Raw genomic sequence first — 13,274 nt, forward strand, 5'->3', positions numbered from 1 at the left:
GATCCTCCATCTCGCGTTTCGGCGCGGACGCTAACCGGGACATCACCCCGCGAAAAGCAAAAAATCAGCTCTCGCGGAATGCCTTGGTGAAATAATCCGCGAGCGGTTTGACCAGATAAGTGATCGGGGACCGGTCATCCGTGCGGATAAAGCTTTCAACCGGCATGCCCGGAATGAGCGTTGTTCCCTCGGGCAGGCGATTGACCTCGCCTTCGTTCAACACGATCTCAGCGCGATAAAACGACACCTGACTGGCCTGATCTTCGAACGCATCGGCCGAAACCTGTGTCACGGTACCGAACAACTCGGGTGTCTCGCGCTGGTCCAGCGCCGAAAACCGCAGGCTGACCGTCTGCCCGACAAAGATCTTGTCGATATGGATCGGATCCACGCGTGACGCGATCACCAGCGGGCGATCCTGAGGCACGAGAAACAGAACCGGATCAGCGGGACGGATCACAGAGCGCGGCGTATGCACCTGCAACCCATAAACGATCCCCGACACCGGGGCCGTGATGTCCAGACGATCCAATCGCTCTTGTAAGCTGCGACGCTGTTCTGCCAGTTCCAGCTCGCGGTATTGCAGATCGCGCAGGCGCGTGATCGCATCTTCGCGCTGGCGCGTGCCGAGTTTCAGAATCTCAATCTCGATCTCTGTTATCCGCCCTTCGGCCTGGGCCTCGGACGCGGTCAGCTCTCCCAATGACCCATCCAGATTGGCCGCTGTCCGTCGCAAATTCAGAACCGTGGCCGCCTGTGCCAGACCGCGATCCAGCAGCGATTGCTGGTTTTCCAGTTCTTCGTTGATCAACTCCAACTGCACCACAAGTGACGCCTGCTGGGCCTTGATCCCGATAATCTGATCGGTGATCTGGCCCCGTCTCTTGCCCAATTGTTCGATTTCACGCGCGGTGGAATCCGCCCGCGCCTGAAACAGACGTTCCTGTCCCGCCACCAGCTCTGCGACCATGCCGCGTTCGGCGGCAATCGCAAGCAGTTCAAGGTCAAAGGCGATAAAGTCATTCCCATCCCGCTCGGCTTCGAGCCGACCACGCCGGGCCATCAGTTCGAACAGCTGTCCTTCGACGATCAGCTTTTGCGATTGCAGCAAATTGGAATCCAACCGAATGAGCGGCTGCCCCAGTTCTACCGTGTCGCCTTCCTCGACCAGGATTTCGGCGACAACGCCGCCGTCCAGGTGTTGAACGATCTGGCGGTTTCGGTCCACTTCCAGCCGACCTGGCGCAATAATGGCCCCGGCAATCGTGGCCTGGACGGCCCAGAAACCGAACCCCCCGACCAGCGTGATCAGTGCCAGAACCCCGATAATAATCGGTCGCTTGGCGGACCATGCGCTTTGTTCGCTCATTGTACGCCTCCCATGGCAGCAGATTTCTTCAGTTCCTTGTGGTTGGCGACCATTTCACGCATGACCTGATCCTTGGGACCAAAGGCCGAACGCATGCCGCCCTCCAATACCAATAGGGTGTCACACTCCTGAATGGCCGCGGGTCTGTGGGCCATGATCAGCACCGATTTTCCCGCCTCCTTCAGGGCCCGGATCGCCGAGTTCAAAGCCTGCGACCCTTCGTTGTCGAGGTTCGAATTGGGTTCGTCCAGAATCACGATGACCGGGCTGTCGTACAACGCCCGCGCCAGGGCGATGCGCTGCATCTGTCCCCCGCTCAATCGTCCGCCACCGGCACTGACACGGGTGTCATACCCATCAGGCAGTTTGACGATCATGTCATGGGCCGCGGCCAGTTTGGCGGCGGCCACGACCTTTTGCGCGTCCGGTTGTTGGGCCAGGCGGGCAATATTCTGGGCAATTGTGCCCTCAAACAGCTGAACCCGCTGTGGCAGATACCCAATGTGCCGCCCCAGAACATCCGGTGCATATTGATCCAATGCGGCCCCATCCAGACGGACGCTTCCGCCTGCCGGTCGCCACACCCCGGTCAATGCCCGGGCCAATGTGGATTTTCCCGCCCCGGACGGGCCGATCACGCCAACAGCCTGACCGGGTTCGACCCGGAAACTGACGGTGCGCAGCTGGGCTCGGGTATCGCCGGGCGGCACCACGGTCAGCGACTGCACATCGAGTTTCGCCTTGGGTTTGGGCAGATCGGTTCGCGGATCTTCGGGTGGCATCTTGGACAGCAACTCTCCCAGCGAACTCCAACCTTTGGTCGCGCGCTGTACCATCGCCCACTGACCAATGGCCAACTCGATCGGGGCCAACGCCCGTCCCAACAGAATCGACCCTGCGATCATTGCACCAGGTGTGATTTCGTTCAGCAGCACCAGATAGGCACCCAACCCCAACATCGCAGATTGCAAAAGCATCCGCAGTGTTTTGGTCAATGACGTGAACGAGCCACCGACATCCGTCGCCGCCACAGTTTCCACCAACGACGCATCCCGCGCCAGCTTCCAGCGTTCAAAGGCCGCGCTGCGCATCCCCATGGCCTGGATCAGCTCCGCTTCTGTGCGAATTTCTTCGCTCATCAGGTTGGCATGGTGGGACGAAATATTTGCCTTGGTGGTGGGGCCACGCGACAGGGCCTGGTTCACAAAGGTGATCATGACCAGCAACACGCCGCCCGCGATCGCCAACATTCCCAACCAGGGGTGAAACAACGCAATTCCGGCCAAAAAGAACGGTGTCCACGGAATGTCGAACCCGGCCAGCAGAACCGGCGAGGAAATCAGGCGCTGAATCGATTCCAGATCGGCCAACCCGGTTTGGGCCGTTGGATCAGGTGCCTGGGACGATCGACGAATCATCGCATCAAAAACACGTTTGTCCAATGTGGCCTGAAACCGTGCGCCAACCCGCGCCATCACGCGCCCGCGTGTATAGTCCAGGACCCCCATGGTGCCATAAAGAAACACCACAAGCAGCGTCAACGCGACCAGAGTTTCCTCGGACCGGCTGCCCAGAACCCGATCATAGACTTGCAACATATATATAGGACCTGTGAGCATCAGCAGATTAGCAAAAAAGCTGAATACTCCCACGATCCAAAAAAGAGTGCGGCTTTGACGCCGTGCTGAACGTAATTCTTCCAGCCCTTTGTTTTGCAGATGCCCTGCCATTATTCTATTTCTTCCATCCTGCGTTTGAGCTAGTTCACCATAATATGGCTAGTAAACCGAGACTCGAATATCGCCTGTTTCCAAATTGCCACAACTTTATTAAGTCAGGGCCTCCGCACTGGGAAAAGCCCTCAATGCCTATAGATGTTGCCGATCTGCTGACAACACCTGAACAACTGGACTAATAGACCAATGAGTCTGACGCCGCGACCATTTTTGTTTATCTGCGCCACACTTCTGTGCGGTCTGTTGTCCGCCTGTGCAAAACCGACACCAGAGCAAAAAGCCTCGGGTGTGGTTTTTGATCCTTACGAAGAAACCAATCGGTCGCTGCACGAATTCAACCTTGGTGTGGACAAGGCGCTGTTTCGCCCCGCGTCCAAAGGATATGTGTCAATTGTCCCTGAACCTTTGGTCACGAGCTTCAGCTATTTTACTGAAAACCTGTCGATGCCCGGTCAGATGGTCAACGCGTTGCTGCAGGGGGATCTAAGAACTGCGGGCAGCGCCGTTTCCCGCTTTCTCATCAATACCACTGTGGGGTTTGCCGGGTTGGCAGATCCGGCCAGCGATTTTGAGATCCCCGAAGTAGACACCGATTTTGGCGAAACATTGCACGTCTGGGGGGCCGGAGAAGGCTTCTACCTGGAAATTCCCCTATATGGTCCTTCGACCTCGCGCGATGCGGTTGGGTTGGTTGTCGATCTCTTTACCAACCCGATGGGCTATGCCACGCATAATCCCGTCGACAACATCACGGTATACGCGGAAATCGTCCGACGGATGGGGGATCGCGGAAATTACTCGGATACGATCGACGCAATCCTGTATGAAAGCGCCGATAGCTATTCCCAGCTGCGCCTGCTCTATATGCAGAACCGCCGGTTTGAGCTGGGACAAACGGATGAAGCAAACGAGATCGACCCGTTCGAACTGGACACAGAGGGATTCTGAGACATGTACCGCCGCACTTTCCTGATGGGCCTTGGGGCCACCATTGCATCGGTTCCACAAAAACTGTGGGCTTTGAACGAAGCTGGTGCCCGCACGCTGATTGATACGCTGGTAAAAGACATCAACAAGGTGATCGCGTCAGGAAAATCCGAACCCGCCATGTATCGCGAGTTCGAGCGGATTTTCAAACGGTACAGCGACACGTCCTATATTTCGGCCTATGCCATGGGCGTCGATGCCCGCCGGGCCTCCAGCTCCCAGAAACGGGCGTTCTCCAAAGCATTCCAAGGGTATATCGCCCGAAAATATGGACGTCGGTTTCGCGAATTCATTGGCGGCCGCCTGGAGGTTACAGGCGTGAAGAAGGTCAAGAAGTGGTACGAAGTCAGCACCATTGCCTATCTCCAGGGTGAATCTCCCTTTGAAGTCACATTCCTGGTGTCGGACAGATCTGGCAAGAACCTGTTCTTTAACATGTTCATCGAAGGCGTGAACCTGCTGTTGACCGAACGCACCGAAGTCGGCGCGCTGCTGGACAAACGAAAAGGCAATATTGATCAGATGATTTCGGACCTGTCAAAAGCCGGATAATCTGCGGTTTTTGTGTTTTGAGGATTGCGGGAAGACGCTTTGGGTGTCTTCCCGTTTTTGTTTTCGGCAGCGCCGGTGATGTACCAAGCCCGTCAATACGGCCTTGGCACATGTGGTCTCACCAGGGTGGCTCAGTTGCCAAAGATATCTTTCAGGATCTGATCCACAACCCCGCCAATACCCCCATTCTGCCCGCCGCTGCGCGATGGGCTACGCTTTGGTGTAAACTTGGGTGGCAAAGGTTTGGGCGCTTTCAAGGGCAGTGGAACCGGGGTTAACCCCTCATGAACCCGTGTCATGACCTCATTCCAGATTTCGGCTGGAAGCCCACCGCCCGTGACACCGGTCAATGGCGTGTTGTCATCATATCCCATCCAGACGCCGGCCACATATTCCGCAGTGAACCCGATGAACCAGGCATCGCGCGCGGCCTGGGTTGTGCCTGTCTTGCCCGCGACCTGCCATCCCGGCAATTGGGCCCGGGCCCCGGTGCCTTCGGAAACGACTTTTTCCATCATCCACATCAGTTCCTGCGCGGCCTGTGTCTGGATCACGCGTTCGCCGATGCCGCCCTGAGATCCCATCAACGCCGTCTGATCCCCCTGCAACCGCAGTTCGATCAGACCATAGGGCGTCACCGAAGACCCGCCGTTCAGAATCCCGGCATAGGCACCGGTCATTTCGATCAGCGTGCTTTCTGATGCCCCCAGCGCCAAGGCCGGACCCAACGCCAAATCATTATCAATGCCAAATTCGCTGGCCACCCGCCGGACCTTGTCCCGCCCAACCGATTCCGACACTTTGATCGCCGGAATGTTCAGGGAATCCCGCAGTGCCTGCCACAACGGCACCTCACCCTGAAATTTTTTGGTATAGTTCTTTGGGCAGTATTCGCCGGACCCGGGGATGTTCATGCAATAGGGCGCATCCAGAACCAGATCATAAGGCGAATAGCCCAATTCCAATGCCGTCGCATAGACAAAGGGTTTAAACGACGACCCGGTCTGGCGTTTGGCCTGCGTTGCCCGATTGAACACGCCAGAGACCTGCGCCTTGCGCCCACCGACCATCGCCCGCACAGCTCCATCCGCGCTCATCACCACGATGGCGGCCTGCGCCTTGGATCCCTCGCGCACCTTTTCCTGAAAGATAAAGGCCAACGCCTCTTCGGCGGATTTTTGCAGCCGTTGGTCCAACGTGGTCCGAATGATCACGTCTTCGGTTGTGTTGGTGCCCAGAAAATCGGGCATGACATCCATCACCCAATCCGCAAAATACCCACCGGCCCGTGCCGAGGCCGCCTCGCTCAACTCTGCCGGATAATCCTGGGCCGCCTTGGCCTGGGCTGCGGTCAGATACTCCTGTTCTTCCATCAGATCGACGATCACATTGGCCCGGTTCTGCGCGCGGGTCAGGTTGTTGGTCGGGGCATAGCGCGTCGGCGCAACCAGCAGTCCGGCCAACATCGCCGCTTCGGACGGGTTCACCTCGGCGGCGGATTTGCCGAAATACCGCTGGCTGGCGGCTTCGAACCCACGGGCCCCAGCCCCCAGAAATGCCCGGTTCATATAAATGGTCAGGATTTCGTCCTTGGTGTATTTCACCTCCATCGCCATCGAGAAGATGGCTTCCTTGACCTTGCGCCACAGCGTGCCACGCCGACAGTCCGCCTCGTATTCCCGTTCGCTCATCCCGGATTTGGGATTGTAAGGTTCCCCCAGACACAACAGCTTGGCCGTTTGCTGTGTGATGGTCGATCCACCGTGGCCGGACAAAGGCCCGCGGCCTTCACGCAGGTTGATGCGCACGGCGCTGGCCACACCGCGCGGCGAAATGCCAAAGTGGCTGTAGAACCGTTTGTCTTCGGTGGCGACAATCGCGTTTTTCAGATGCGGTGACACGCTTTGTGTCGTGACCACCCCCCCGAATTGATCACCGCGCCAGGCAAAAACCTGTCCGTTGCGATCCAGCATGGTCACCGACCCGCGCGCCCGGCCATCCAACAGGGCGGTCACATCCGGCAAACCGATATAGATATAACCGACAGCCATCGCGATCAGCAGGGCAACCACCATGCCCATGCGCCAGACAAATCCCCAGATCAACCCAAAGATCCAACCAAAGAATCTGGTGATCGCCCCCCGGATCCGGCCGGGTCCCCGCCCCTTGCCGCCGCCCTTGGTCCTGCGTGAGGAGGCCGGTTTGGAACTGGGTTTGGCGTTTGACCGTTTCGGCTTGCTCCCGCCCCAGAATTTCAGCCGCGCCATTATCCCCGTGCGTTTGGTGCGCGAAGACCGCGTGCGCGCCGCTGGTTTGGGACGCGATTTGGGCTTGGGTTTGGCTTTTGCCTTGGGCTTTGACTGCCCGGATGGGTATCGCCGTTCCGCCACCAGTGGAGGTTTGCGCCGTGGAGAATCTGTCATGCTGGAACGCTGCTCGGTTTTTGTGTTTGCCACACAATACAGTGGTCGGGCCGCTTTGTTGAGGGGCGGTTGCCAGTGTTTTTCCCTTCTTATTGCGTCCAGTAATTAGGCATACCCGATGATTCCCGCCATTTTTGCGCGCAAATGCGGCAAACCCAGCGCGGATTTGCACCGGAATTGTTCCCTTGCTGCACCGCAGCCGTTTTGCTGCAGGTGCGAAAAGAATGGCAAGACGCCTGACTTACTCGGCCAAAACTGGGGACATGACGTGAAACTCATCATTGCAACAATCAAACCGTTCAAGCTCGAAGAGGTGCGTCTCGCGCTGACCGATATTGGCATTCGCGGCTTGATGGTGACCGAAATCAAAGGGTTTGGATCACAGTCCGGACATACCGAAATCTACCGCGGTGCAGAATATGCGGTGAATTTCGTGCCCAAGATCAAGCTGGAGCTGGTCGTCGCCTCGGATCAGGTCGATCAGGTTCTCGAAGCAATCACCAAAAGCGCCCGTACCGGCAAGATCGGCGATGGCAAGATCTTTGTTCTGGACGTTCTCCAGGCCATGCGGGTGCGCACCGGCGAAACCGATCAGGACGCGCTGTAACACTGCCGCACCTGCGCGCCTCAACAGACAATCAAGGATAGACCAAGATGGACAACATGAAACTCATGCCCGCCCTGGGTGCGGTCGCAACGGTCGCGCTGCTGCCGGGGCTGGCCTTTGCCGAAGAAGCTGGCCCGACGGCTGGCGTAAACCCATCGACCGACACCGTTTTCATTCTCAATTCGCTGCTGTTTCTGGTCGGCGGCTTTCTGGTGTTCTTCATGGCCGCCGGATTTGCCATGCTCGAAGCCGGGCTGGTGCGGGCCAAGAATGTGACCATGCAGCTGACCAAGAACATGGCCCTGTTTTCCCTGGCCGCGATCTTTTATTGGCTGATCGGATACAACCTGATGTACCCATTGGGCACCTGGTCGGTCGAAGGCGTTCTGTCGGGTGTATTCGGACCCGGCGTGCTCGAAGCTGTCGGGATCACCGCCGATCAGGCGGATGACTATTCTTATGCCTCGACTGGGTCGGACTTTTTCTTTCAGCTGATGTTCTGTGCGGCCACCGCGTCGATCGTGTCGGGCACTGTGGCCGAACGGATCAAACTGTGGCCCTTCCTGATCTTTACCATTGTTCTGACAGCCGTGATCTACCCGCTGCAGGCGTCGTGGAAATGGGGCGGCGGTTTTCTGGATCAGGCCGGGTTCCTGGATTTTGCCGGATCAACCGTTGTGCATTCGGTAGGCGGCTGGGCCGCGCTGACAGGTGCCATCATTCTGGGTCCGCGTCTGGGCAAATACAAAGACGGTCGCACCCATCCGATCCCGGGTTCAAATCTGGCGCTGGCCACATTGGGTACCTTTATCCTGTGGATGGGCTGGTTCGGGTTCAATGGCGGGTCGCAACTGGCCATGGGCTCCATTGGCGATGTTGCTGACGTGTCGCGCATCTTCTCGAACACCAATGCTGCCGCTGCCGGCGGGGCTGTTGCCGCGCTGATCCTGACCCAACTGCTGTTCAAGAAGCCGGACTTGACCATGATCCTGAATGGCGCATTGGCCGGTTTGGTGGCGATCACCGCCGAACCTCTGACTCCCGGTCTGGGCCTTGCCACATTGATCGGTGCCATTGGCGGTGTTATCGTGGTCTTTACCGTTCCCTTCCTGGACCGTCTGAAGATTGACGATGTTGTCGGTGCCATTCCTGTGCACCTGGTGTGCGGCATCTGGGGAACGATCGCCGTTGTCCTGTCCAACCCCGAAGCCAGCGTCATGACCCAGCTTTACGGGATCGCAGTGGTCGGTGCCTTTGTGATCGTGACATCGTCGGCTCTGTGGTACGTGCTCAAGATTACTCTGGGTATCCGGGTCAGCGAAGAAGAAGAGATCAACGGATTGGACATGGCCGAACTGGGCATGGAAGCGTATCCCGAGTTCTCGCGCAGCTAAAATCTGCCCGGCCCAGGCCGAGCATACTATGACGCCCTTCGCACTGCGGGGGGCGTTTTCCGTTGGGACAGGCTGATTGCTGCGATCAATTCATCGCGTCTCGTGAACAGGTCACCTCTTGCCCGTCCGCCTGGGTCAATGTTGCGTCATCCCCCTGGACCCAGAACGTCGTGTTTGCATGGGTATACTTGCTGCCGGACCCCGCAGGCGTCCCGGTCAGAACGGCACCGCCACCCAGCCAAGTCAAACCGGCGATTGCTTCGGGAGCCGAGATAAAGACAACGCTCACAGGCACGTCCATGCCCTCACAGACGTAGGGAAACGGACCGGTCGAAGCTCCGTCTTCGCTGCGGGCATCTGCGAATTCCGTTCGGATTTCACCAATCCGCAGCACGTACTCTTGCAAAACACAATGCTCGACGCCCAAACTGGACTTCCAACAGTCGTTGCGACCCTTGACCCAACCGCGTTGAAACGCCCGCAGGTCGTGCACCCTGTCATCCGTCATATTGGGGCCTTTGACGGCCAGGCTGTACACACGCGTCAGCTCCCGGTCCAAAGCGCTGAGAGTTTCAGAAGCACAGACGGCATCTTCCGCGGTGCTGTCTGCTTTGGAGCAGTCAAAAGATGGCCCCTGCGCCCAGGCAGGGCCGATGCCAGCCCCAATCCATGCAAGGCCTGCAATCAAAGGTATCATCCGCGCCATTCAAACGTCCTTTCCAAACCAACTCCACTGTCTGAGCGATATAGCTCCAATCCCCAAAAAGAAAACGCGCGCCGGTTATGGCGCGCGTTTCTATTCAGCAGCGATGGCTGGCTTCAGACGCCGGCATCGACAATCGCCTGGGCCAGGATCGGCACGGTCTTGGCATTCAGACCAGCAATATTCAGACGGCTGTCGCCGACCATGTAGATGCCGTTGTCTACCCGCATCTTCTCGACCAGATCCGGCGTGGTCCCAAGCAGCGAGAACATGCCGCGGTGCTGCGCAATAAAGCTGAAGCGGTCCGATCCGGTCAGGCGCTGCAGTTCGTCGGCCAGACCCTGACGCAGTGTCAGCATCCCCAGCCGGGTCTCTTCGAGCTCGGCCGCCCAATCGGCCCGCAGGGCTTCGTCGTTCAGAATCATCGTCACCAGCCGGGCACCGTGATCCGGCGGGAAGGAATAGTTCTGGCGATTCAGGAACGCCAACGTCTGTTGGTTCAATGCCTGACCACCGGCGTCATTGGCCACAGCCATCAACAGCCCCGTCCGTTCGCGATAGATGCCAAAGTTCTTCGAGCAGCTGGCCGCGATCAGCGTTTCGGGACAATTCGCAGCGACCAGACGCACGCCCAGCGCGTCCTCTTCCAGACCGTCGCCAAAACCCTGATAGGCGATGTCGATCATCGGGATCAAACCGCGTTCGTTCAACAAGTTGATCACCTCCTGCCACTGAACCGCGTTCAGATTGGCACCGGTCGGGTTGTGACAGCAGCCGTGCAACAGGATCACGTCACCCTTTTGCGCGGTCTTTAGATCTTCGATCATACCGTCAAAATTCACACCCCGGGTTTCCCGGTCGAAATACCGATACACGACTGTTTCGATGTTCAGGTAATTCAGGATCGACACATGGTTGGGCCAGGTCGGGTCGGACACGAACACGCGCGCACCGGGATTGGCCATCTTGATCAGCTCAAACGCCTGACGCACAGCACCGGTACCACCGGGCGTGGCAGCTGCGGCCACATTGCCGCGTTCGACCGCATCGCCCAGAATCAGTTTGATCATCGCATCCGAATAGGCCGGGTCACCAGCCAGCCCTACATAGGCCTTGGTCGTTTGCTCTTCCCACAGCTTGTGCTCCGCCGCCTTGATGGCGCGCATCACCGGGGTGACGCCTTCGGCATTCTTGTAGACACCGACTCCCAGGTCGATCTTGTTCTCACGCGGGTCTTCGCGGAATGCCTGCATCAGCATCAGGATCTTGTCAGCAGGCTGGGATTTGAGATTTTCGAACATCAGTTCTCTCCGGTTGCAACGGGAAGTGTCGGGAAGGCACCCCATTCGGACCAGGACCCGTCATACAACGCATGATCGGTCTTGCCGATGCGCTCCATGGCGAGGCTGAGAATGGCAGCGGTGACACCCGATCCACAGGTGGTAATCGCGGGTTTGGACAGATCCACGCCAGCGGCATCAAAGGCCGCGCGGATACCGTCAGCATCCTTCATGGTGCCATCAGCGTTCAACACGTTCTGAAACGGCACATTCCGGGAACCGGGAATATGACCGCCGCGCAGCCCTTCGCGCGGTTCAGGATCAATCCCGGCAAAACGCCCGGCCGATCGGGCATCAATGATTTCGTGATCGCCCAGCTTGGTTGCGGCCGACACCTGCGTCACGTCCCGCACCATATGGTTCTGAACCCGGACCGTCATGTGGCGGTCGCGGACGATGGGCGGCATATCCTCGGTCGGATGACCTTCGGCCTGCCACTTTGGCAACCCACCGTCCAGCACCGCGGCGTTGGTTTGCCCCATCAGGCGGAACAGCCACCACACACGCGCCGCCGAACGCACTCCAGACCCATCATAAATCACCACCTGATGGCCATCTCCGACGCCCATCGCGCGCAAACGGGACATGAATTTTTCGACCGGCGGGACCATGTGCGGCAATTCCGACCGATGATCGCTGATGTCGTCGATATCGAAAAAACGGGCACCGGGGATATGGGCCGCGTCATACTCGGCTTTGCCGTCTCGCCCCTCCTGGGGCAGATACCATGATCCATCCAGAAGCCGAAGATCCGGGTCCTTCAGGTGAGCAGCCAGCCAATCTGTGGATACCAATGTTTTCGGATCATCAAACATGCGAGCGTCCCCTTCCTATGCGCGTTCACAGGCCTACTACCGGCAGGCCAGAGTCGCAAGGGAAAGGGGCCGAAATCGGGCCAGATCGGGCTGTTCACTCCGATATGAGGATCACTTTCACCCTCGCCGCCCAGCCCCCTGGCCGCTCGTACCATATGCGGTTCGTGCCAACGCACAGCCGCCCCCAAAGAGATCGCCCAACCAACCGTCGGTCTGCCCGGCCTTAACGCGCGTCCTTGAGCAACCGCTGCTTTTGGCGTCCCCAATCCCGTTTGGCTTCGGTTTCGCGTTTGTCGTGGTTCTTCTTGCCTTTGGCGATGCCGATCTTGAGTTTCACAAACCCCTTGTGATTGAAGTACATCACCAATGGCACCAGGGTCATCCCCTTGCGCTGGGTCGCATTCCACAGATTCGATAATTCCTTGCGCGAAACCAACAGCTTACGACGACGACGTTCTTCGTGTTTGAACATCTTGGCCTGCTCGTAAGGCGCGATATAGGAATTCACCAGCCACAGCTCACCGTCTTCCACCGCAGCATAGCTTTCTGCGATGTTCGAACCGCCTTTGCGCAGGGATTTGACTTCCGACCCTTCGAGTATGATCCCACACTCGATATCGTCATCGATTGCGTAATCGTAACGTGCGCGGCGGTTCTCCGCGATGACTTTGTAATTCGGATCAGATTTCGTTTGGGCCATAGGGCGCAGATGTAAGCGCGTTATGGCCGCCTTGCAAGCCACCCGCTGGGCAATTCCCGACGCTCAGACATCGCCTGTGGGGGTCGTTTGCTGGGAATAGTGATGCATGTTCAAAAAAGCCGCCCCCGACTCGCCCGTGCGATATCCATGCGGCAGATCAGCAGCGAACCTCAGACCCTGCCCCGCCAGCAATGGCACCCATTCCCCGTTCTTCAACACATCGACCGCCCCCTGAAGCACAAACACCTCTTCTGTCACACCAGTGGCGTGGGCGTCCGACTCGTAACTCTGCCCCGGACGCAATGCCACGTGAAAGGTTTCAGCCCCCAGCTGTGGGTCAAAGGGAAAGACAATCTTGACCTCGATACTGCCCGGAAAAGTCACCGTCTGAAAGACACCTGCGCGGGATCCGTCCACCGGGGTTGCCGTGCCTATCAATGCGCTGAGCGGCAGTTGGAACCCTTTGGCGATCTTCCACAGCGTCGAAATGGTCGGGCTTGATTCGCCGCGCTCGATCTGGCCCAGCATGGCCTTGCTGACGCCGGTCTGCTCCGCCGCCTTGGACAGGCTCAGACCTGCCGCCGCGCGAACATCCCGAAGATTGAGCGTTATCTCGTCCGTTTCCATCCGTGTACCCTGCGAATTATC

At 58.2% G+C, this 13,274-nt stretch carries 12 protein-coding genes; 4 read left to right on the forward strand and 8 right to left on the reverse strand.

All coding sequences use genetic code 11. From position 1 onward, the window contains the following. Positions 1-64: 64 nt before the first annotated feature. Together QEZ52_RS18110 and QEZ52_RS18115 are read right to left on the reverse strand one after the other, a co-directional pair. Entirely contained in the window at positions 65-1,369 is a 1,305-nt protein-coding gene (locus tag QEZ52_RS18110; RefSeq protein ID WP_406645877.1) for an HlyD family type I secretion periplasmic adaptor subunit, read from the reverse strand. Further along, positions 1,366-3,099: a type I secretion system permease/ATPase gene (locus tag QEZ52_RS18115; RefSeq protein WP_406645878.1), complete on the reverse strand. Its 1,734-nt coding sequence runs from the start codon at positions 3,097-3,099 to the stop codon at positions 1,366-1,368. The genes QEZ52_RS18110 and QEZ52_RS18115 overlap by 4 nt, the downstream gene beginning before the upstream one ends. A gap of 192 nt (positions 3,100-3,291) precedes the next feature. Between QEZ52_RS18115 and QEZ52_RS18120 the strand changes: the two genes are divergently transcribed. Continuing rightward, positions 3,292-4,053 (forward strand): VacJ family lipoprotein, encoded by a 762-nt coding sequence (locus QEZ52_RS18120; protein ID WP_406645879.1) that lies wholly within the window; start codon positions 3,292-3,294, stop codon positions 4,051-4,053. A gap of 3 nt (positions 4,054-4,056) precedes the next feature. Further along, the gene (locus QEZ52_RS18125) at positions 4,057-4,644 is read left to right on the forward strand and encodes a phospholipid-binding protein MlaC (protein WP_406645880.1); all 588 of its coding nucleotides are present in this window, start codon (positions 4,057-4,059) and stop codon (positions 4,642-4,644) included. 131 nt (positions 4,645-4,775) lie between these two features. Here QEZ52_RS18125 and QEZ52_RS18130 read toward each other — a convergent pair whose 3' ends face one another. After that, positions 4,776-7,067, reverse strand: a complete 2,292-nt coding sequence (locus QEZ52_RS18130) for a transglycosylase domain-containing protein (RefSeq protein WP_406645881.1) — start codon at positions 7,065-7,067, stop codon at positions 4,776-4,778. A 268-nt stretch (positions 7,068-7,335) separates the two neighbouring features. On the opposite strand from QEZ52_RS18130, the gene QEZ52_RS18135 reads away from it, so the two are divergent. Then, positions 7,336-7,674, forward strand: coding sequence for a P-II family nitrogen regulator (locus QEZ52_RS18135; protein ID WP_406645882.1), 339 nt, complete (start codon positions 7,336-7,338; stop codon positions 7,672-7,674). Between the two features lie 56 nt (positions 7,675-7,730). Continuing rightward, positions 7,731-9,068: an ammonium transporter gene (locus QEZ52_RS18140; RefSeq protein ID WP_406645883.1), complete on the forward strand. Its 1,338-nt coding sequence runs from the start codon at positions 7,731-7,733 to the stop codon at positions 9,066-9,068. Between the two features lie 85 nt (positions 9,069-9,153). Here QEZ52_RS18140 and QEZ52_RS18145 read toward each other — a convergent pair whose 3' ends face one another. The 5 genes from QEZ52_RS18145 to QEZ52_RS18165 all read right to left on the reverse strand — a co-directional run bounded on the left by QEZ52_RS18145 (position 9,154) and on the right by QEZ52_RS18165 (position 13,253). After that, positions 9,154-9,774: an MliC family protein gene (locus QEZ52_RS18145; protein ID WP_406645884.1), complete on the reverse strand. Its 621-nt coding sequence runs from the start codon at positions 9,772-9,774 to the stop codon at positions 9,154-9,156. A gap of 113 nt (positions 9,775-9,887) precedes the next feature. Next, positions 9,888-11,072, reverse strand: coding sequence for an aromatic amino acid transaminase (locus tag QEZ52_RS18150; RefSeq protein ID WP_406645885.1), 1,185 nt, complete (start codon positions 11,070-11,072; stop codon positions 9,888-9,890). Continuing rightward, a complete protein-coding gene (gene sseA, locus QEZ52_RS18155) occupies positions 11,072-11,926 on the reverse strand; it encodes a 3-mercaptopyruvate sulfurtransferase (protein ID WP_406645886.1) in 855 nt (284 codons plus the stop codon). Before sseA ends, QEZ52_RS18150 begins: the two co-directional genes overlap by 1 nt. A 223-nt stretch (positions 11,927-12,149) precedes the next feature. Continuing rightward, a complete protein-coding gene (gene smpB / locus QEZ52_RS18160; protein ID WP_406645887.1) occupies positions 12,150-12,626 on the reverse strand; it encodes an SsrA-binding protein in 477 nt (158 codons plus the stop codon). A 63-nt stretch (positions 12,627-12,689) separates the two neighbouring features. Further along, entirely contained in the window at positions 12,690-13,253 is a 564-nt protein-coding gene (locus QEZ52_RS18165; protein ID WP_406645888.1) for a helix-turn-helix domain-containing protein, read from the reverse strand. Positions 13,254-13,274: the final 21 nt, after the last annotated feature.

Source organism: Aliisedimentitalea scapharcae, assembly GCF_045277565.1.
GTDB classification, from domain to species: domain Bacteria; phylum Pseudomonadota; class Alphaproteobacteria; order Rhodobacterales; family Rhodobacteraceae; genus Aliisedimentitalea; species Aliisedimentitalea scapharcae.

Excerpts from the sequence above, each read along its gene's own strand:
- QEZ52_RS18125 (WP_406645880.1), top strand. The coding sequence starts at position 4,057 with ATGTACCGCCGCACTTTCCTGATGGGCCTTGGGGCCACCATTGCATCG.
- QEZ52_RS18115 (WP_406645878.1), bottom strand. The coding sequence starts at position 3,099 with ATGGCAGGGCATCTGCAAAACAAAGGGCTGGAAGAATTACGTTCAGCA.
- sseA (WP_406645886.1), bottom strand. The coding sequence starts at position 11,926 with ATGTTTGATGATCCGAAAACATTGGTATCCACAGATTGGCTGGCTGCT.
- QEZ52_RS18140 (WP_406645883.1), top strand. The coding sequence starts at position 7,731 with ATGAAACTCATGCCCGCCCTGGGTGCGGTCGCAACGGTCGCGCTGCTG.
- QEZ52_RS18120 (WP_406645879.1), top strand. The coding sequence starts at position 3,292 with ATGAGTCTGACGCCGCGACCATTTTTGTTTATCTGCGCCACACTTCTG.
- QEZ52_RS18130 (WP_406645881.1), bottom strand. The coding sequence starts at position 7,067 with ATGACAGATTCTCCACGGCGCAAACCTCCACTGGTGGCGGAACGGCGA.
- smpB (WP_406645887.1), bottom strand. The coding sequence starts at position 12,626 with ATGGCCCAAACGAAATCTGATCCGAATTACAAAGTCATCGCGGAGAAC.
- QEZ52_RS18145 (WP_406645884.1), bottom strand. The coding sequence starts at position 9,774 with ATGGCGCGGATGATACCTTTGATTGCAGGCCTTGCATGGATTGGGGCT.
- QEZ52_RS18165 (WP_406645888.1), bottom strand. The coding sequence starts at position 13,253 with ATGGAAACGGACGAGATAACGCTCAATCTTCGGGATGTTCGCGCGGCG.
- QEZ52_RS18110 (WP_406645877.1), bottom strand. The coding sequence starts at position 1,369 with ATGAGCGAACAAAGCGCATGGTCCGCCAAGCGACCGATTATTATCGGG.
- QEZ52_RS18150 (WP_406645885.1), bottom strand. The coding sequence starts at position 11,072 with ATGTTCGAAAATCTCAAATCCCAGCCTGCTGACAAGATCCTGATGCTG.